The sequence below is a fragment of the Paenibacillus uliginis N3/975 genome, from assembly GCF_900177425.1.
Lineage (GTDB): Bacteria > Bacillota > Bacilli > Paenibacillales > Paenibacillaceae > Paenibacillus_AQ > Paenibacillus_AQ uliginis.
This window is the reverse complement of the sequence record NZ_LT840184.1, coordinates 6263236-6281090: the sequence shown is the minus strand read 5'-3', so window position 1 is coordinate 6281090 and position 17855 is coordinate 6263236. Positions and strand designations below refer to the sequence as shown.

Here is a 17855-nt window from a genome sequence, read left to right as displayed (position 1 = left end):
CGTCTTAGCGACCTTATTGCGCCCTTGAGAGTCGAAGTCCTTTCCAAGAGAGATGGGTTAAGGACGAACCGATTTTTTGGTGTCATCCTTCTCAACCATGAACCAATCCCCGCATTCGCCCATAGGATAGAGGCAGGGGGGATGTTGTGATGAATTATGGAGACTTGGTCGTTCGTAAATCGTACGGCGGCGATGTAACGTTCCGGGTGGAGGGTGTCCAGCAGAACACAGCCATTATTAAGGGAACGGACTTTCGGTTGCTGGCCGACTCGCCCCTTGGGGACCTGGTACGTGTACCGCATCCCACGATGAGCGAACGGACGAAGCAGGCACAGATCAAAGCAAACGAGTCGCTATCCCGCTTGCAAAAGGACCGGCAGGAGCAGAGTGAGCGGCATTTGGCTGATCTGCGAACCGAATGGGGAACCGGTGAAAAGGGATATTTCGACGTGCCCGGCAAGGTGCTGCATTTAGATGGAGATCCCCATTATTTGAAAAAGAGCTTAACCTTATACAATCAGCTTCGTGTTCCAGCCGAAGGCTACTATGTTAACGAATCATCCATGGCTGAGGCCTTATATCGAATGCTGCCGCGTGTTCGGCCTGATATTGTAGTTATTACCGGACATGACGGTGTGCTGAAAAGACGTCAATCTCATGATTTGTACAGCTTGGACAGTTATAAAAATTCGCAAAATTTTGTGCAGGCAATTCAGAGCGCAAGGCAGTATGAACGTAATCTGGACACCCTTGTTGTGGTGGCCGGTGCGTGCCAATCGCATTTTGAAGCACTGTTGCAGGCAGGAGCGAATTTTGCGAGCTCTCCGGGGCGGATACTTATTCATGCTTTAGATCCGGTCTATGTGGCTGCTAAAACGGCATATACGTCCATGCGCGAGACGGTGAACATGAACGACGTGCTTCACAACACCATCAGCGGCAGCCAGGGGGTAGGGGGCATTGAGACCCGAGGAAGCTATCGGATTGGACTTCCTCGTCTCAATGACTTATCTACACTTAAAGTGACTCCATCGGTCAGCTAGAGCCTTCCAAGGTCGCCTTGCCGGGTAAATTGAACAGGTTCTTCCTAAAACCCCTAATTACAGGGGTTTTTTTTATTCCTCACAGAAATGGGTGCCGTCTTGAAAGGATGGCAAAACCGTTACTACTTGTTTGATATTGTCATTATGTACATGAAGAGGACAAGCTGTGACATTTTAAATAAAATGTGCATATTTCGTGTCGGTTTTACGCATAATAACGGTTCTACGCTCGATATATAAAGGCTCAAAAAAAATTCGTTGACAAGATAATTTTAATGCTGATATAATTAATGTTTTTGGTTTGACAAATGATTGATAATTAGTTATAATGGACAAGGAAAGAGGTGGTCGTCGACAATGGCTAAAAATGCGCTGTTGGAAATCAAACGCAGTTTGGATGCTCATCTTGGGCAAAAAATTACGCTGCGGGCAAACGGTGGTCGCCGTAAGACCGTAGAGCGTACTGGTGTTTTGGAAGAAACGTACCCTTCTGTTTTCATTGTAAAGCTGGATCAAGACCAGCAAACCTTTAAACGAGTGTCTTACAGTTATGCGGATGTGTTAACCGAAACGGTGGAAATCATGGTTTTGGACGATGACTGCCAACTGCGTATAACCTATATCAAGTCATAACTTTATGTAATGCAGAACAGCTTCCGTATTTACGGAGGCTGTTTTTTGTTGCCATGTGAATGGTGGGAATGAGGAACCTGCTCCAAAGCGCATAATAAGGAGGGTCAAAGCCATCATCACCACATTCACAAGGAGGTCGAATACGAATGAGTCGGAGAAGACGGAGTATTATGTCGGAAGAACTGAAGAACGAGCTTGCTAAGGAGCTGGGATTCTACGATACGGTGCAAAAAGAAGGCTGGGGCGGTATTAAAGCCAGTGATGCCGGAAATATGGTTAAAAAGGCAATTGAACTTGCGGAGCGGGCTGCCCGCCAGTCTGACCGTTAATAATTTGAATTATAGGGGGCTTCCGAATGCGGAGGCCCTTTTATCTTATAACCATTTATTCGCATTTATTTGCGCATGGAAAATGACTTCAACGCGTCGGTTTGTTAATATAAAGTCAATTAGAAGTTTTTCTTGTAATGTGTTAAGTTGTGCTTATGGGAAAAGCTAAGGATAGGTGAACGTTCTTGAAAATATACGAAAAAGCGCCTGCTAAGATCAATTTGATGCTGGACGTACTTCATAAAAGACCCGACGGTTTCCACGAAGTGGAGATGGTCATGACGATGATCGATCTGGCAGACCGGCTAGAGATGTCTGAGCAGCCTCGAGATACGATCATCATCACTAGCCAAGCGGGCTATATACCGCTTGATGAGAAGAACTTGGCCTTTCAGGCGGCTAAACTCATCAAGGAGCGTTATGACGTCCGTAAAGGTGTACATATTCATCTAGACAAAAAAATACCTGTTGCTGCCGGTCTGGCAGGCGGAAGCAGTGATGCTGCGGCCACGCTTCGTGGCCTGAACCGTCTTTGGGATCTGAATATACCGCAGGAAGAGCTGTTATCTCTGGGAGCTGAGCTGGGCTCTGACGTGCCCTTCTGTGTTACAGGCGGATCTGCCCTAGCGACAGGTAGAGGGGAAGTTCTGACCCCTGTTCTAAACCCTCCCCAATGCTGGGTTGTCGTGGCGAAACCGCCGATTAATGTGTCTACAGCAGAAGTGTACGGTCGTCTGCGCAGTGACAACATACAACAACATCCGTCCGCCAAGGATATGGTCTCAGCTCTGGAATCGGGCAACTTTCAGGAAATGTGCCGGTCACTCGGTAACGTGCTGGAAGAGGTGACACTGAAGATGCACCCGGAAGTGCAGCAGCTGAAAGAAGCTATGTTAAAGCTTGGCGCTGATGGAGCGCTCATGTCTGGAAGCGGGCCAACCGTGTTTGGGCTTGTGTCTAAAGAGTCCAAAGTCGCGCGAATTTATAATGGCCTGAGAGGCTTTTGCAAAGAAGTTTATGCAGTTAGACTTCTAACGTAACAATATCAAGAGCTGATTACCAGGTTAGGAACTTCTGACCTTGTGGAAAGACGTACAAAAGTGGTATATTTACAATATAATATTCGGATTTAGCGAGGAACTCATGTGAAAAAATTAAAACGAAGCGAACGATTGGTCGACATGACCCAATATTTATTGTCTGAACCGCATACTTTGATTTCGCTGACTACGTTCGCTGAACGTTACGGAGCAGCCAAATCCTCCATAAGTGAGGACTTGGCGATTATCAAGGAAGTGTTTGAAGACGAAGGAATGGGCGAGCTGCAGACGCTTGCCGGAGCAGCCGGGGGTGTGAAGTACATTCCAAAGCTGCGGAAGGACCACGCACTCTCTTTTGCCCAAGAATTGTGCCATAAGCTGCAGCAGTCCGACCGGATACTGCCTGGCGGCTATCTATATATGTCTGACCTTCTGGGAGAGCCCTCCCTGATGAACGAAGCTGGCAAAATATTCGCAACCGTCTTTGCGGACTGTGACATTGATGTCGTCATGACGGTCGAGACGAAAGGAATCCCACTTGCCTATGCGACAGCCGCTCAACTGAATCTGCCGGTCGTTCTTGTACGCCGTGATCATCAGGTGACTGAAGGCTCGGCTGTGAGCATCAACTACGTCTCCGGATCTCATAAGAGCATTCATACGATGTCCCTCTCTCGCAGGGCGCTCAAAGAACGCTCACGCGTTCTTATTGTGGATGACTTTATGAAGGCTGGCGGCACAATCCAGGGAATGGTGGATCTGCTTGCTGAATTCAATGCGGAAGTGGCAGGAGTCGGAGTGCTTTTGGAATCAGGTGCGGTTGAGTCGGAGGAACGACTACTGCAGGACTACATTTCTCTGGCTCGTCTCTCGGATGTGGATTCCAAGAGTAAGATGATCACCGTAAATCCTGGAAATTATTTCGAAAAATAGGACTGGCGGTATTTGTCGATATAATAGCGTTTTCAAGCGAATGGGCACGAAGTCTGTCGAAAATATCACATTCTAAAAAAAATTCCTGAATTTAGGACATTTTATACAATTAAAAAGAAGGAATTCGGTTTGCTATGTGGAATTATACACCAAGTCTCTGATGGAAAAAGGTGGTGAACACATATGCAAATTACGGATGTCAGACTCCGCCGTGTTAACTCTGAGGGGAGAATGAAAGCAATCGCATCCATTACCATCGATAATGAATTTGTCGTTCACGACATTCGCGTTATCGACGGAAACAATGGAATGTTTGTTGCAATGCCGAGCAAACGCACTCCTGACGGAGAGTTCCGCGACATTGCCCATCCGATTTCTTCCGGTACCCGCGAGAAGATTCAGTCCGCTGTATTGGCTGAGTACGAACGTGCTGCTACTGAAGAAGAAGTCATTGAAGAAGGCGCTTAAGATTCATAATTGGGGTTCAAGGAAAAGAGAGCCATACTCATGGCTCTCTTTTCTTTTTTTCTAGAATGAGATATATTCAGTAGTGAGTTCAAGAGGAGGAGGCAGGGCCCTTGAAAAGATTGGCTATTGTCCTCGCCGCTGGGCAGGGCAAACGAATGAAATCGAAACTATATAAAGTGCTTCACCCCGTCTGTGGGAAACCGATGGTGGGTCATGTATTGCGAACGGTTGATCAGGTACGCTGCGAACGCAGTGTTGTGGTTGTTGGCCATGGAGCGGAAACAGTTCGTTCTTATCTGGGAGATGCGGCGGAATATGTGCTGCAAGAAGAACAGCTTGGAACCGGCCATGCCGTGAAACAGGCAAAAGATCTTCTAGGCAGTGAACAAGGTTCGACGATCGTCATTTGCGGAGACACACCGCTAGTCACACCTGAGACACTGGAAGGCTTGCTGGAGCTGCACGAGAACAGCAAAGCTGCCGCAACCGTGCTGACGGCTCATATGGACAACCCTAAAGGCTATGGACGGGTTATCCGGGGCGAAGAAGGCAATGTGCTGCGAATAGTGGAGCAGAAGGACTGTAGTCCTGAGGAAGACGCTGTGTGTGAGATTAATACAGGTACGTATTGTTTTGACAATGCTAAGCTGTTTGACGCGCTGGAAAAAGTAACGAACCAAAACGCGCAGCAAGAATATTATTTAACCGATGTCATCGGTATCATGAAACAAGCCGGCGAAACGGTACTGGCTTATCAAACTGACGATCAAGCCGAATCCATCGGAGTTAACGACCGCCTGGCCTTGTCGCAAGCTGAGGGCTATATGAGGGAGCGTATAACACGTCGTCATATGCTGAACGGGGTAACGATAATTGATCCTGCTTCCACATATATTGGAGCCGATGTGACGATAGGCGCAGACACGGTTCTATATCCGGGTACAATATTAAAAGGTAATACCGTTATCGGCGGGGAGTGTGAGATCGGACCTAACAGTGAAATCGAAGATTCGGTTATCGCGGATGGAGTGTCTGTAAAATATTCAGTTCTCTGCCAAGCCGAAGTTGGCGAGAGCTCAACCGTAGGGCCGTTCGCTTATTTGCGTCCTGGTTCCAAACTGGGTGAGCACGTGAAGGTCGGCGACTTCGTTGAAGTGAAAAACTCAACGATTGATAACGGATCAAAAGTGTCCCACTTGAGTTATATTGGAGATGCAAAAGTCGGCAAGAACGTTAATGTTGGTTGTGGTGCGATAACGGTGAACTATGATGGTTATAATAAATTCGTTACCGAAATTGAGGATGATGCTTTTGTTGGCAGCAACGTTAATTTGATTGCGCCGGTTAAGGTTGGTAAAGGCGCGTTTATCGTAGCTGGCTCCACCATCACTCAATCCGTACCGGAGAACGATTTGGCAATAGCAAGACAGCGGCAGGAAAATAAGCCCGGTTACGCTGAAAAAATCCGGGCACACGCAAAAGCAAAGAAGAACAGTCAGTCACAATCATAATTGCTGTCCTCCCTTAAGCGAAGAAGCGGTGATCGGGCAGCCTAATTTCAATGAACCAGCACGGAGGGTTTCTATTCTATGACTTATCTTGATTCTAAATTGAAAATTTTCACTTGTAATTCCAACCCAAAGCTAGCCCATCAAATTGCCGATTATATCGGAATTCCGATGGGGGAGTCCCATACAACAAGCTTTAGCGATGGTGAGATCCAAGTAAAGCTCTCCGAAAGCGTCCGCGGCTGTCATGTATATATCGTGCAGTCTACCTGTGGACCGGTCAATGATAACCTGATGGAGCTTTTGGTTATGGTTGACGCACTGAAGCGTGCATCCGCGAAGAGCATCAATGTGGTTATTCCATATTATGGATATGCTCGTCAGGACCGTAAAGCGCGTTCCCGGGATCCGATCACCGCGAAACTGGTTGCAAATCTTATTGAAAAGGCCGGCGCCCATCGAGTCATCACCATGGATTTGCACGCGATGCAGATTCAAGGCTTCTTCGATATTCCGGTTGACCATCTTCTCGGTGTTCCGATCATTGCTCAATATTTCCGTTCGAAGCAAATTGAGAACCCGGTGGTCGTATCACCAGACCATGGTGGTGTAGTTCGTGCCAGAAAGCTAGCTGACTTCCTGAATGCTCCACTTGCGATCATTGATAAACGACGTCCAGAACCGAACGTTAGTGAAGTCATGAATATTATCGGAAATATCGAGGGCAAAACGGCGATCCTGATCGATGATATCATCGATACGGCTGGAACGATTTGCCTCGGCGCAAACGCATTGATGGAAGGCGGCGTAAAAGAAGTATACGCATGCTGTACACATCCGGTACTTTCCGGTCCAGCGATGGAGAGACTGGAAAATTCCCCGCTTAAGGAGGTTATTGTGACGGACACAATTCCGATTACACATGATAATCCGAGCAGCAAGCTGACGGTATTGTCAGTTGCTCCACTCATGGGTGAAGCGATTATTCGTGTCCATGAAGAATTGTCCATCAGCAAGCTGTTCGAGATTGAATAATATTTGCTATAACTTACAGGGTTACGTTTCCTTCTTCAGGAAATGTAACCCTTGTCGGCTATAGCGGCATTTTGATAGAGATGATAGATAACAGCTAGAGAAACCGTTTACAATTATGCTTGCGGGACATCAGTACCCAGGACGTGAGATGAAGGTAAAAGAGCTTCGGTTATACAAAGTTCCTTCGACTTCCACAAAATGAGCGTCAACAGCCGTGATAAGGCCAACTTCCATATGACATCCCTGCTCGTACACCTGCACCGGGATTGCGTGCTTCATGTGGTATTGAAAGTGGCTATGATGCGTCAATCTCTGTTCATAATTTTTCAATGCTGGTCCACCTTCTTATGTGAGGGTATAGATTAAGGGGTCTGATTAGCGCAAGCTGCGTTGCCCCGAATGATTGTGTTGTTCATATTGTACTCAGAAAGCTGCAAAGAAGAAAGTAAAATTACGGAAAGGAATTATACTGAAATGAAATGGATTGTCGGATTGGGCAACCCTGGTCCAGCTTATGAGAAGACGCGCCACAATGTTGGGTTTATGGCACTTGATGCCTTGGCGGAGCGTCATGGGATGAAATTTAATAACAGCAAATGCAAATCGGTGATCGCAGAAGGCTTCATCGGAGGCAAGAAGACCGTTTTGATTAAACCAATGACATTTATGAATCTGTCAGGGGAAGCTGTACGTGCGTTTATGGATTACTATAAAGTCGATTTGGAAGATATGATTGTTGTATATGACGACCTAGACACTACCGTTGGAAAAATTCGTCTGAGATACCAAGGCAGCGCAGGCGGACATAACGGCATCAAATCGATTATTCAGCATACAGGAACCCAAACATTTAATCGGGTAAGAATGGGGATATCACGCCCCGAACCGGGATTTGCTGTAGTTGATTATGTGCTGGGGAATTTCCCTAAAAATGAACGTGACCTGTTAAAAAGTATGATAGATACAACCTGTGATTCTCTCGAATACAGTCTGGACCATACTTTTGAACAGACGATGCAAAAATTTAACGGTTAGCTATCGTATCCGCCGCCTCATTGGCCTCGCCAGTTAAATGGCGAGAAAGCGTCCGCAGGACAGGCTGTCTGAAAGAGCCTTAAGCCGGGCATACTGAAGGTATAAAAGACCTTCAGGAGGCATATGATGGCGATAAATTATACCTGCAGACACTGCCGGACATTTCAGGGCCGGATTGAATCGAGCGAGATTTCAGAGTCTCAGCTTGGATTCGATTCCTTGACCCCCGAGGAACGCAAGGATATAATAGCGTATGATTTTAACGGAGATGTTACCGTACGAGTAACCTGCGATCATTGCAGGGAAGCACTGGAAACTCATCCGGAGCTCAGTCTGTTGGCCAATCCTCTTCAGTAAGATATCATTTTTGAAAATCAGTCACATGATGTAACGTAAGACGGACGCAACGCGGTTAACAGAGGCCGCGCTTTAGCCTTGGCAGTTTGCTGAGGCTTCTTTTCGATTACACATTTCCCATAAATTCATTCGTTTGCATAAGAGAGGTGCCCCTTTTGTTACAAGCACTTATAGACGTCTTTTCGGAAGATTCGGACTTTAAGTCCATTGCGGCTGGCACATCGGCCGGCATGAGAGAACAGCTGATCTCAGGTCTGTCCGGCTCGTCCCGGCAAATCTTGATGGCTGCACTGTATCAGAATCAGCAGCGTCCGCTGCTGGTGATTACGCACAATATGTTCTCGGCACAAAAGATTGCGGATGACCTTCAGGAGGTATTGTCTGCAGACCAGGTGCTGCTGTATCCGGCCAATGAATTGGTGGCAGCGGAATCAGCAGTTTCAAGCCCGGAGACCCTCGCTCAGCGGATTGATGTACTGCACCGTTGTGCACGTGGCTTCCGGGGTGTTGTTGTTGCGCCGTTTTCCGGTGTGCGCCGTCTGCTGCCGGCCACGGAAGTAATGGCCGATGCCCGGATTATATTAAACGATGGTGGAACGCTTGAGCTGGAATCTTTTTTAAGCCGGATGATCGAGCTTGGGTACGAGCGTGTGGAGCGAGTGGAAAGCCGCGGAGAAATGAGCGTGCGTGGTGGAATTATCGATTTCTATCCAATGACGTCGGCATTTGCTTTTAGAGTTGAGCTGTTTGACGAGGACATTGATTCCATCCGTACTTTTGATCCTTCCGACCAGCGCTCGATTGATAAGGTCAAAGAAGTGATTATTACGCCTTGCAAAGAAATAATTGCAGATACGGAGCGTTTGAGCCGTGCGGCGGATATCATCTCAAGAATGCTGGAGACCCAGCTGGAAAGAATGACTGACAGGCAGGCAAAGCTTAGATTGCGTGAGGAAATTAACCGTGAGATGGAAATGCTGCGGGAGCGTGTCTATTTCCCGGAAATTTACAAATACATTTCACTGCTCTATCCGGAAAAAACGCATTTATATGATTATATGCCTGAAGACACGCTGCTTATTATGGATGAACCAGCACGTCTTCTTGAAACGGCCAAGCAGCTTGAGCGAGATGAGGCCGAATGGAATTTGCATTTGATGCAAAACGGCAAGTCCTTGCCAGATCTGCCGCTGTCGCTCGACAGTGACGAGGTGATGTATCAGCATCGGTTCCAGACATTGCTCATTTCGATATTTTTGCGTCAAGTTCCAAGAATCCAGCCACAGAACATCGTCAACTTTATTACCCGTGGCATGCAGGATTTCCACGGGCAGATGAACGTGCTTAAGGCCGAGATGGAACGCTGGCATAAAACCGGCGTAAAAGTCATGATGTTGGCCGGCGGACCGGACCGTATGGATCGGATGAAACGTGTTCTTAACGATTACGGTATTGACGAGCCTGTAATGCTCGAGGGAAGTCTACAGAACGGCTTTGAGATGCCTTCGGTTCATGCTGCAATTATTACCGAAGCAGAAATGTTCTCTCAGAAGCAGCGGAAAGCACGCAAAACAAACAAAAACATGGATAACGCCGAACGGATCAAAAGTTACACGGAGCTCAAGGTCGGCGACTATGTCGTGCATCAAAATCACGGTATCGGAAAATATATGGGGATCGGAACGCTTGAAATCAACGGCATTCACAAGGATTACATGCATATCCTTTATGCCGGAAGCGATAAGCTGTCCGTACCGATCGAGCAGATTGATCTCATTCAGAAATATGTGGGCTCTGAGGATAAGGAGCCGAAGGTTTATAAGCTCGGCGGCAATGAATGGACCCGCGTTAAGAACAAGGTCCGCTCGTCCGTTCAGGACATTGCGGATGATCTGATCAAGTTGTATGCTGACCGTCAATCCGCACCCGGCTACGGCTTTGAGAAGGATACAACGGAGCAGCAGGAGTTCGAGGATTTGTTCCCTTATGATGAAACCCATGATCAGCTCAGGGCCATTGGGGAGATCAAGAAGGATATGGAGCAGAACCGTCCGATGGACAGACTGCTCTGTGGCGATGTCGGTTACGGTAAGACCGAGGTTGCGGTCCGTGCAGCTTTTAAAGCCGCTATTGAAGGCAAGCAGGTGGCCGTACTTGTGCCGACGACGATTTTGGCTCAACAGCATTATGAGACGTTCCGGGAGCGGTTTGCCAATTATCCGATCAACATTCAGGTGTTGAGCCGGTTCCGCAGCCGTAAGGAACAGAATGAGACCATCAAGAAGGTGAAGCAGGGAACGGCCGATATTTTGATCGGAACGCACCGTCTTTTGTCGCAGGATCTCGTATTTAAAGATCTGGGTCTGCTGATTGTCGATGAGGAGCAGCGGTTTGGCGTAACCCACAAGGAAAAGCTAAAGCGCCTCAAGACGAATGTAGACGTGCTGACGCTGACGGCGACCCCGATTCCGCGTACGCTCCATATGTCGATGCTCGGTGTGCGCGATTTGTCTGTCATTGAGACTCCGCCGGAAAACCGTTTTCCGGTGCAGACGTATGTTGTTGAGCACAGTCAGACTCTTGTGAGAGAGGCCATTGAGCGGGAGCTGGCGCGCGGAGGACAAGTATATTATCTTTACAACCGGGTACAGGGTATACAGGAAATGGCTGCCCAAATCTCCATGCTCGTTCCAGAGGCTAAGGTGGGGGTAGGCCACGGCCAAATGTCTGAAACTGAACTGGAGAAGACCATTTTGGACTTCTTGGACGGTGAATACGACGTACTTGTAAGCACGAGCATTATTGAGACGGGTGTAGACATTCCGAATGTGAACACCCTGATTGTTCATGATGCGGACAAAATGGGACTGTCCCAGTTGTATCAGCTGCGCGGCCGGGTTGGTCGTTCCAATCGGATTGCTTATGCTTACTTCACATACCAACGCGACAAGGTGCTGACTGAAGTAGCTGAAAAGCGCCTCCAGTCTATCAAGGAATTCACGGAGCTCGGCTCCGGCTTCAAAATCGCGATGCGCGACTTATCCATTCGCGGAGCGGGAAATCTGCTCGGTGCCGAGCAGCACGGATTTATCGCCTCCGTCGGCTTTGATTTGTATTCGCAGATGCTGGCCGAAGAAATTCAGAAGCGTAAAGTAAGTATGTTGGGTGAGCAGGTAGTTCCCTCCCAAGACTGGAATACCTCCATTGATCTTGGAATTGATGCTTATTTGCCGTCGGATTATATCTATGACAGCATTCAGAAGATTGAGATATACAAGAAGGTGGCAGTCGTGGCCTCATTCGATGAAGCGGCTGAGCTTGAAGATGAGCTGCTTGACCGATTCGGAGAGTTGCCACTGGCGGTGCAAAATCTGCTTGCAGTTTCGCGTCTGAAAGTGTTCGGACGGATGTACGGAATAGACTCTATCTCTCAACGCGGAGATGATTTGCTTTTGCAGTTTTATGAAGGACAGGATAAGGTAATTAATACAGCTCAGCTTGCGCAAGTTGGAAATCTGTTCGAAAGACGTGTACAATTTGAACAGGGCCAGAACATGCTGATCCGTCTGAAGGGCAAAGGCCTTTCGGATCAACAGTTGTTGGAACTGCTGGAGCAGTTTCTTGAGGCCGCCAAGGAGCCATTCAACAGGAAGGGAGATTTACAAAATGCCGTCAAGAAATAAAAAGGCATGGAAAACATTTATCGTATCGCTTACTGCGGTAATGTCCATGTCGGTGCTCGCTGCATGCGGGAACGACACTAATAATAAAGAACCACAGAAGGACGACAGCAAAGTCGTCGTTAAATACAAGGGTGGGGAAATCACCGAGAAGGAATTCGACCTGGAACAGCGGGTTATGCAGTTCATGTCTCCAGAATACGCCCAGTTCTTGCAGATGGACCAATTCAAAGAGTATTTGGCCAAGCAGGGAGTTACTTACGAATATCTTTATTCCAAAGCTGGTGATGAGGCGAAGAAAGAAGCCGAAAAACAGGCAGATGATATGGTGAAGCAGTACAAAAACGCGATGGGTGAAGAGGAATTCAAAAAAGCTCTCGATGCTCAAAAACTGACGGAGCAGGATTTTAAGAATTACATGCTTCGCGTTATGACCGTGATGGAGGATCAGAAGAACAAGGTGACGGAAGAGGATATCAAGAAGGAGTTCGAGAGCAATAAATTGGACTACTCGGTAATTAGTGTCCGCCATGTTCTGATTGGTTTTACAGATCTGGAAGGCAAGGAGCGCAAGAAAGAAGATGCTTTAAAACTTGCTAAAGAGGTTAAATCTAAACTGGACAAGGGTGAGGACTTTGCTAAGGTTGCAAAGGAGTATTCCGAGGATACGGGCTCCAAGGATCAAGGTGGCCTGTATGAGAACAAGGAAGCCCGCACCTGGGTTACCCAATTCAAAGAACAAGCACTGACGCTTCCGCTGAACAAAATCAGTGACCCTGTTGAGACAGATTATGGTTACCATATCATGAAGGTTGAAAGCCGTAAGGAAGTCACGTATGACAAGCTGAGTGATACCCAGAAGGAAGGTATTCATAACGAACTGGCTTCGGCCAAAGTCGACACGTTCATGAAGAATGAGCTGAACGATCTGATTGAAAAAATGGATCTTCCAAAGAGTGAGACTCCTGACAAACCAGCTACTGAAGGTGAGGACAAGGGAGCCGAAAGCACGGATAATGCCCCTGCAACAGACGAGGGAACGAAAGACGGCAAGCAAACAGAAGACAACAAGAAAACGGAAGATACCGGGAAATAGGAAGCGGACAAGCTAGCTCAGGACAGCAGGCTCAGCCCCGTGTTTTTTTCACAGTCTATCCACTAGTCCTTAGTCAGTCATCCGATGAAAAAAACAAAATCGCGCAGATGAGGATCGGTTTCCTTCCGGCCCCTCATTTATGCAGTTTATCCTGTATCTCGGGCTGAGCTACGTTTTTGAGGTGTGTTAAAGGATGTCGATGGATCCATAGCGCGGATACTGCGTTATGGATCTTTTTGCCCGATATCCCTGCTGGTTCAAAAAGAAAATAACTCTTTCGCAACCAATATAGGACTGAGTATGTATAAGGATATGGGAAAGGATGAATACTATGGTCAGACATTACACTTATATACCTGGGGACATCCTCTTCCCGTATCGATCAGTAGTTGAAAAATCTTCTTAAGAAAGTGGGGCAACATGTGAAATGAAAGCTACTGGAATCGTCCGCCGTATAGATGACCTCGGGCGCGTGGTCATCCCAAAAGAAATTAGACGCACACTGCGTATCCGTGAAGGAGATCCGCTTGAGATTTTTGTTGACCGGGATGGAGAAGTAATTCTAAAGAAATACTCTCCAATCGGGGAACTGGGAGACTTCGCGAAGGAGTATGCCGAATCATTGTATGAAGGCACAGGTCACATTACGATCATCTCCGACCGCGATACATTCATCGCTGTAGCCGGGGGATCCAAGAAAGAATATTTGGACAAGCAGATCGGTAACCTGCTCGAAAACTGTATGGAAAACCGCAAGACTGTGTTGGAAACGAACAAAGGCACATATGAGATCAGTAAAGATACACCTGAGGAATTTTCCTGCTTTGTAGCGGCTCCAATCGTTACAGGTGGAGATCCGATCGGTAGTGTGCTGCTGCTGAATAAAGACGAATCGGTTACGATGGGCCAGATGGAAGTGAAGATGGCTGAAACAGCCGCTGCATTTCTTGGCAAACAAATGGAGCAATAAGATTAAGACGCTCCTTTCCGCATAGAAGTAACTACTCCCGCTGATCTTCGGGCCGTACCGGTCCGAGGCAGGTGGGAGTTTTTTTGATGAGATAAGAAAGTATATGTTTGGACCGCGTATGGACTAGTGGTGACAGGTTTAGTGACCTTAGGAATACGTGCGGAAATGAACATCAGCTAGTCTAATTTTGAGTCTGTGTTCCGGTTCCGGTTATAATGGGATATCAAAGGACCTGTTAAACAGGAGAGGCAAGGAATGGTTACAGACGATGAAACCTACTGAATCAGGATCAAGGCTTCTTCAAGGGGCATTTATTCTCAGCGCAGCAGCGATTGTCTCCAAGCTGATTGGAACATTGCAAAAAATACCGCTGCAAAACATGGGCGGCGATGCTGTTTTCGGCATTTATAATACGGTTTACCCTTTATACATGATGATCATTACGATAGCCGCGGCCGGATTCCCGGCGGCTCTATCGAAATATGTGGCCGAATATGAGGCAGCGGGACGGCGGGAAGACAGCTGGAGGATGCTTCGTGTATCGACGGCCGTCCTTGTCTTGTTCGGTCTTATACTGGGAGCGGCTATGTATTTCGGCGCTCCGCAGCTCGGAGTATGGATCGGAGATGATCATGTCGTACCTGCACTTCGCAGCGGGGCACTGGCCTTGGCTTTTGTGCCGTGGATGGCGCTTCTGCGGGGATATTTTCAGGGGCTTCACAACATGGTACCGACAGCGGTATCGCAGATTGTGGAGCAGAGCGTGCGTGTGGCTGTCATGATCATTCTTCTGCTATACATGACAGGTGCAGGGGCAGATGTTGATGAGATTGCAGCCGGTGCGCTGTTCGGATCAGCTGCAGGCGGAGCGGCAGGATTGCTTGTGATGGCATTCTATTGGCGTAAACATGCTTTTTCGCGGAGAACAATGACTGTGGGGGAAGAGCCGGAAGGCAATGGCTCGCGTGCAGCAGAACAGCATCACCATACAGTTCAGCTGCCTGCAGCGCGGGAAGGGTATGGCCAAATGCTTCGGCGTCTGGCTGTTTATGCGGTACCTATATGCTTAAGCGCACTTGCTGTGCCGCTAATCGGTCTCGTAGACACGTTTACTGTACCTAGACTGCTGAAAGACATCGGTTTGCCGGGTGGGGCTGTGATGGCCGAATTTGGTGTATATAACCGGGGGCTTCCGCTTGTGCAGCTTGTGACCATGATGGCTACTTCACTGTCTGTATTGTTTATTCCTGCCCTAGCGGAAGCTAAATTTAAAGGAGAGATCGGGCAAGTGGTCAACCAGTGCCGCTTGGCGCTGCGTTGGTTCTGGCTGTTTGGCCTTGCAGCATCCGTTGGCCTGGCTGTGCTGGCCGAACCGATCAACATTATGCTGTATCAGGATGCGGAAGGCAGCGGCGTCATGCGCTGGATCTCTTTCACGGCGGTTGGCGGCACGGTTAGCATCATCTCAGCGGCGTTATTGCAGGGCGTTGGCATCGTCAGGGCTCCGGCGGTCCATCTGTTGGCGGCAGCTCTGCTTAAGCTAGGGCTTAACCTACTGCTGGTGCCTGAGTGGGGTATTACCGGCGCAGCCATTGCCGGCGTGGCCGCGCATTTCGTCGCCGCTGCGTTGAACGTGGCCATGCTGGTTCGCTCTATCGGCGTCCGGCTTCGTGCTGTAAACCTGCTTGCCAAGCCCGCGTTTATGCTCGCGGGACTGGCGCTGGCCGCCTGGGGTGCTGCTAGCGCGGCCAGCAGCATTCTTGCAGCGTCCGGATTTGCCCCGGGCCGCATAAGCGCCGCAGCCGCAAGTCTGGTCGGCGTCGTGGCTGGAGGCGGCGCCTTTCTGGCGGGAGCCGCGCTCACGAAGCTCCTCACAGAGGAGGAGCTTCTCATGCTGCCGAAGGTCGGCAGACCGCTGGCAGCAATGCTCAAGGCAATGCATGTGATGCGCTGATGAGTGGCCCGGCGTGAGATGTTTTTTCGTCTGTGGTATAGTAGTGTACGACAAACACCGCCCTTGCTAAGGCGGACGAAGAGCGGAGGAAGCTTTATGAGTGCAACCATCACGGTTGTCGGTCTCGGTTCGGGCAATCCGGACAGGCTGACTTTAGGCATTATGAAAACATTGCAGCGCGCAGCCAAGGTGTATGTGCGCACCTTATCGCACCCGGTTATTACGGCACTGGAAGACCTGGGTGTAAAGATGGAATCATTCGACCAGGCCTATGAGAGCCACGACACGTTTCCGGAGGTTTATGATTACATTGCTTCTGCGTTAATCCAAACATCCCAGACGGAGGGCGACGGCAGTGAGATTGTCTACGCAGTGCCGGGTCACCCTATGGTAGCGGAGGCGACTGTAAAGCTGCTTCGGGAGCGATGCTCGAAGCAGAACATAACTCTGACGGTGCTGGGTGGCGAAAGTTTCCTCGACGAGGCCTTCGTCCGCCTTGGATTTGATCCGATTGAAGGCTTTCAGCTGCTGGATGCTGCCGAACTTCGCAGCAGTCTCATTCAGCCGCAACTTCATACGCTGATCGGCCAAGTGTATGATATGTTTACTGCATCAGAGGTTAAGCTCGCACTGATGGAAATATATCCGGATGAGTATGAGGTTATTGTAGGACATGCACTCGGTGTGGAAGGGGAAGAGTCCATTGTCCGCATTCCGTTGTACGAACTGGACCGCATCGAGGGTTACGGAAACCTGTCGCTGGTCTACGTGCCCCGGAGCGATGACGATCAGCTTCGTCATCGGACCTTCGCCCGGCTTCACGAAATTGTCGGCATTCTTCGAAGTCCCGAGGGCTGCCCTTGGGACCGGGATCAGACTCATGAGTCCATCCGTAAGAACCTAATTGAAGAGACATACGAGGTTCTGGAAACGATTGATGAGGATGACCCTGAGCATATGCAAGAGGAGCTTGGCGATTTGCTCCTTCAAATTTTGCTGCACGCTCAGATGGAAGAGGAACTCGGTACGTTTACGGTCTATGACGTGATTCAAGGCCTGAACGACAAGCTGATTTTCCGCCATCCTCATGTGTTTGGCGAGAACCTCGCCAAGGACGCTGAGGCTGCTCTACAGAACTGGGAGCAGATGAAGGCAGAAGAGAAGCGGCGCAAGGGACTTGATCCGGAAAAGGCATCTGCACTGGACGGTATTCCCCGTGACCTGCCTGCGCTGATGAAGGCCTACAAGCTGCAGAAGAAAGCATCTAAAGTCGGTTTTGACTGGGATGATATCAACGGTGTGTTTCAAAAAATCGAGGAAGAACTTGCTGAGCTCCGCGAAGCGGTAGCCGAAGGGCAGTCGCCGGATGAACAGGCGCTTGAGCTGGGCGATTTACTATTTGCTGTAAGCAATGCGGCCCGGTTTATCCAAGCGGATCCAGAGGAAGCTTTGTCGAGAACAAACCGGAAGTTTGTTACAAGATTCCGATATATCGAAGAACAGCTGGAGGCACAGGGTAAGACGGTACATGACAGCACGCTCGATGAGATGGAAGTTTTGTGGCAATCGGCCAAACAAATTTCGTCACCCGATGGCGACGACAAGCCGTGAAAAAACATATTTTTTCTCGCAAAAAATAAAAAAATAGGGTGTTGCGGCAGGAATTCAGTAAGAAACCCAGAATATTCATGTAAGGTGAATCGCGGCTTATGCTGCTGATCTACTGCCAGCAATACGGAATCTTTTACTTTTCTGATAATTGGGAGGATTTAAT

At 48.7% G+C, this 17855-nt stretch carries 16 protein-coding genes; 15 read left to right on the top strand and 1 reads right to left on the bottom strand.

Features of this window, described 5'->3' with window-relative positions:
• Positions 1–149: 149 nt before the first annotated feature.
• From yabG to B9N86_RS29150, 8 genes are all read left to right on the top strand, one after another.
• Positions 150–1043, top strand: coding sequence for a sporulation peptidase YabG (yabG, locus tag B9N86_RS29185; protein WP_208920944.1), 894 nt, complete (start codon positions 150–152; stop codon positions 1041–1043).
• Between the two features lie 357 nt (positions 1044–1400).
• Positions 1401–1676: a biofilm formation stimulator Veg gene (veg, locus tag B9N86_RS29180; RefSeq protein WP_208916761.1), complete on the top strand. Its 276-nt coding sequence runs from the start codon at positions 1401–1403 to the stop codon at positions 1674–1676.
• Positions 1677–1822: 146 nt separating this feature from the next.
• Complete coding sequence (locus B9N86_RS29175; protein WP_208916759.1) at positions 1823–2005, top strand: small, acid-soluble spore protein, alpha/beta type; 183 nt, start codon at positions 1823–1825, stop codon at positions 2003–2005.
• Between the two features lie 185 nt (positions 2006–2190).
• Positions 2191–3045: a 4-(cytidine 5'-diphospho)-2-C-methyl-D-erythritol kinase gene (gene ispE, locus B9N86_RS29170; protein ID WP_208916757.1), complete on the top strand. Its 855-nt coding sequence runs from the start codon at positions 2191–2193 to the stop codon at positions 3043–3045.
• A gap of 105 nt (positions 3046–3150) precedes the next feature.
• Positions 3151–3978 carry a pur operon repressor gene (gene purR / locus B9N86_RS29165; RefSeq protein ID WP_208916755.1) on the top strand — a complete coding sequence of 276 codons (828 nt, stop codon included), beginning with the start codon at positions 3151–3153 and terminating at the stop codon, positions 3976–3978.
• A 183-nt stretch (positions 3979–4161) separates the two neighbouring features.
• Entirely contained in the window at positions 4162–4446 is a 285-nt protein-coding gene (spoVG, locus tag B9N86_RS29160; protein ID WP_006207419.1) for a septation regulator SpoVG, read from the top strand.
• A gap of 110 nt (positions 4447–4556) precedes the next feature.
• Positions 4557–5957, top strand: coding sequence for a bifunctional UDP-N-acetylglucosamine diphosphorylase/glucosamine-1-phosphate N-acetyltransferase GlmU (gene glmU, locus B9N86_RS29155; RefSeq protein ID WP_208916753.1), 1401 nt, complete (start codon positions 4557–4559; stop codon positions 5955–5957).
• Positions 5958–6035: 78 nt separating this feature from the next.
• Positions 6036–6989, top strand: coding sequence for a ribose-phosphate diphosphokinase (locus B9N86_RS29150; protein WP_208916751.1), 954 nt, complete (start codon positions 6036–6038; stop codon positions 6987–6989).
• A gap of 129 nt (positions 6990–7118) precedes the next feature.
• Here the strand turns inward: B9N86_RS29150 and B9N86_RS29145 are convergent, their stop codons facing one another.
• Positions 7119–7319, bottom strand: coding sequence for a hypothetical protein (locus tag B9N86_RS29145; protein WP_208916749.1), 201 nt, complete (start codon positions 7317–7319; stop codon positions 7119–7121).
• A 144-nt stretch (positions 7320–7463) separates the two neighbouring features.
• Here B9N86_RS29145 and pth point away from each other — a divergent pair, with 144 nt between their 5' ends.
• The 7 genes from pth (at position 7464) to yabN (ending at position 17692) form a co-directional block, all read left to right on the top strand.
• Positions 7464–8024 (top strand): aminoacyl-tRNA hydrolase, encoded by a 561-nt coding sequence (gene pth / locus B9N86_RS29140; protein WP_208920942.1) that lies wholly within the window; start codon positions 7464–7466, stop codon positions 8022–8024.
• A gap of 126 nt (positions 8025–8150) precedes the next feature.
• Complete coding sequence (gene fin / locus B9N86_RS29135; RefSeq protein WP_208920940.1) at positions 8151–8381, top strand: anti-sigma-F factor Fin; 231 nt, start codon at positions 8151–8153, stop codon at positions 8379–8381.
• A gap of 155 nt (positions 8382–8536) precedes the next feature.
• On the top strand, positions 8537–12064 hold the full coding sequence (gene mfd / locus B9N86_RS29130; RefSeq protein WP_208916747.1) for a transcription-repair coupling factor: 3528 nt from the start codon (positions 8537–8539) through the stop codon (positions 12062–12064).
• Positions 12048–13157 carry a peptidylprolyl isomerase gene (locus B9N86_RS29125; protein WP_208916745.1) on the top strand — a complete coding sequence of 370 codons (1110 nt, stop codon included), beginning with the start codon at positions 12048–12050 and terminating at the stop codon, positions 13155–13157. The genes mfd and B9N86_RS29125 overlap by 17 nt, the downstream gene beginning before the upstream one ends.
• Before the next feature lie 427 nt (positions 13158–13584).
• Complete coding sequence (spoVT, locus tag B9N86_RS29120; RefSeq protein WP_208916743.1) at positions 13585–14127, top strand: stage V sporulation protein T; 543 nt, start codon at positions 13585–13587, stop codon at positions 14125–14127.
• A 268-nt stretch (positions 14128–14395) separates the two neighbouring features.
• Positions 14396–16081 carry a putative polysaccharide biosynthesis protein gene (locus B9N86_RS29115; RefSeq protein WP_208916740.1) on the top strand — a complete coding sequence of 562 codons (1686 nt, stop codon included), beginning with the start codon at positions 14396–14398 and terminating at the stop codon, positions 16079–16081.
• A gap of 96 nt (positions 16082–16177) precedes the next feature.
• Positions 16178–17692 carry a bifunctional methyltransferase/pyrophosphohydrolase YabN gene (gene yabN / locus B9N86_RS29110; protein WP_208916738.1) on the top strand — a complete coding sequence of 505 codons (1515 nt, stop codon included), beginning with the start codon at positions 16178–16180 and terminating at the stop codon, positions 17690–17692.
• The last annotated feature ends 163 nt before the right edge of the window (positions 17693–17855 follow it).

Excerpts from the sequence above, each read along its gene's own strand:
- yabG (WP_208920944.1), top strand. The coding sequence starts at position 150 with ATGAATTATGGAGACTTGGTCGTTCGTAAATCGTACGGCGGCGATGTA.
- veg (WP_208916761.1), top strand. The coding sequence starts at position 1,401 with ATGGCTAAAAATGCGCTGTTGGAAATCAAACGCAGTTTGGATGCTCAT.
- B9N86_RS29175 (WP_208916759.1), top strand. The coding sequence starts at position 1,823 with ATGAGTCGGAGAAGACGGAGTATTATGTCGGAAGAACTGAAGAACGAG.
- spoVG (WP_006207419.1), top strand. The coding sequence starts at position 4,162 with ATGCAAATTACGGATGTCAGACTCCGCCGTGTTAACTCTGAGGGGAGA.
- B9N86_RS29150 (WP_208916751.1), top strand. The coding sequence starts at position 6,036 with ATGACTTATCTTGATTCTAAATTGAAAATTTTCACTTGTAATTCCAAC.
- pth (WP_208920942.1), top strand. The coding sequence starts at position 7,464 with ATGAAATGGATTGTCGGATTGGGCAACCCTGGTCCAGCTTATGAGAAG.
- fin (WP_208920940.1), top strand. The coding sequence starts at position 8,151 with ATGGCGATAAATTATACCTGCAGACACTGCCGGACATTTCAGGGCCGG.
- B9N86_RS29125 (WP_208916745.1), top strand. The coding sequence starts at position 12,048 with ATGCCGTCAAGAAATAAAAAGGCATGGAAAACATTTATCGTATCGCTT.
- spoVT (WP_208916743.1), top strand. The coding sequence starts at position 13,585 with ATGAAAGCTACTGGAATCGTCCGCCGTATAGATGACCTCGGGCGCGTG.
- B9N86_RS29115 (WP_208916740.1), top strand. The coding sequence starts at position 14,396 with ATGAAACCTACTGAATCAGGATCAAGGCTTCTTCAAGGGGCATTTATT.
- yabN (WP_208916738.1), top strand. The coding sequence starts at position 16,178 with ATGAGTGCAACCATCACGGTTGTCGGTCTCGGTTCGGGCAATCCGGAC.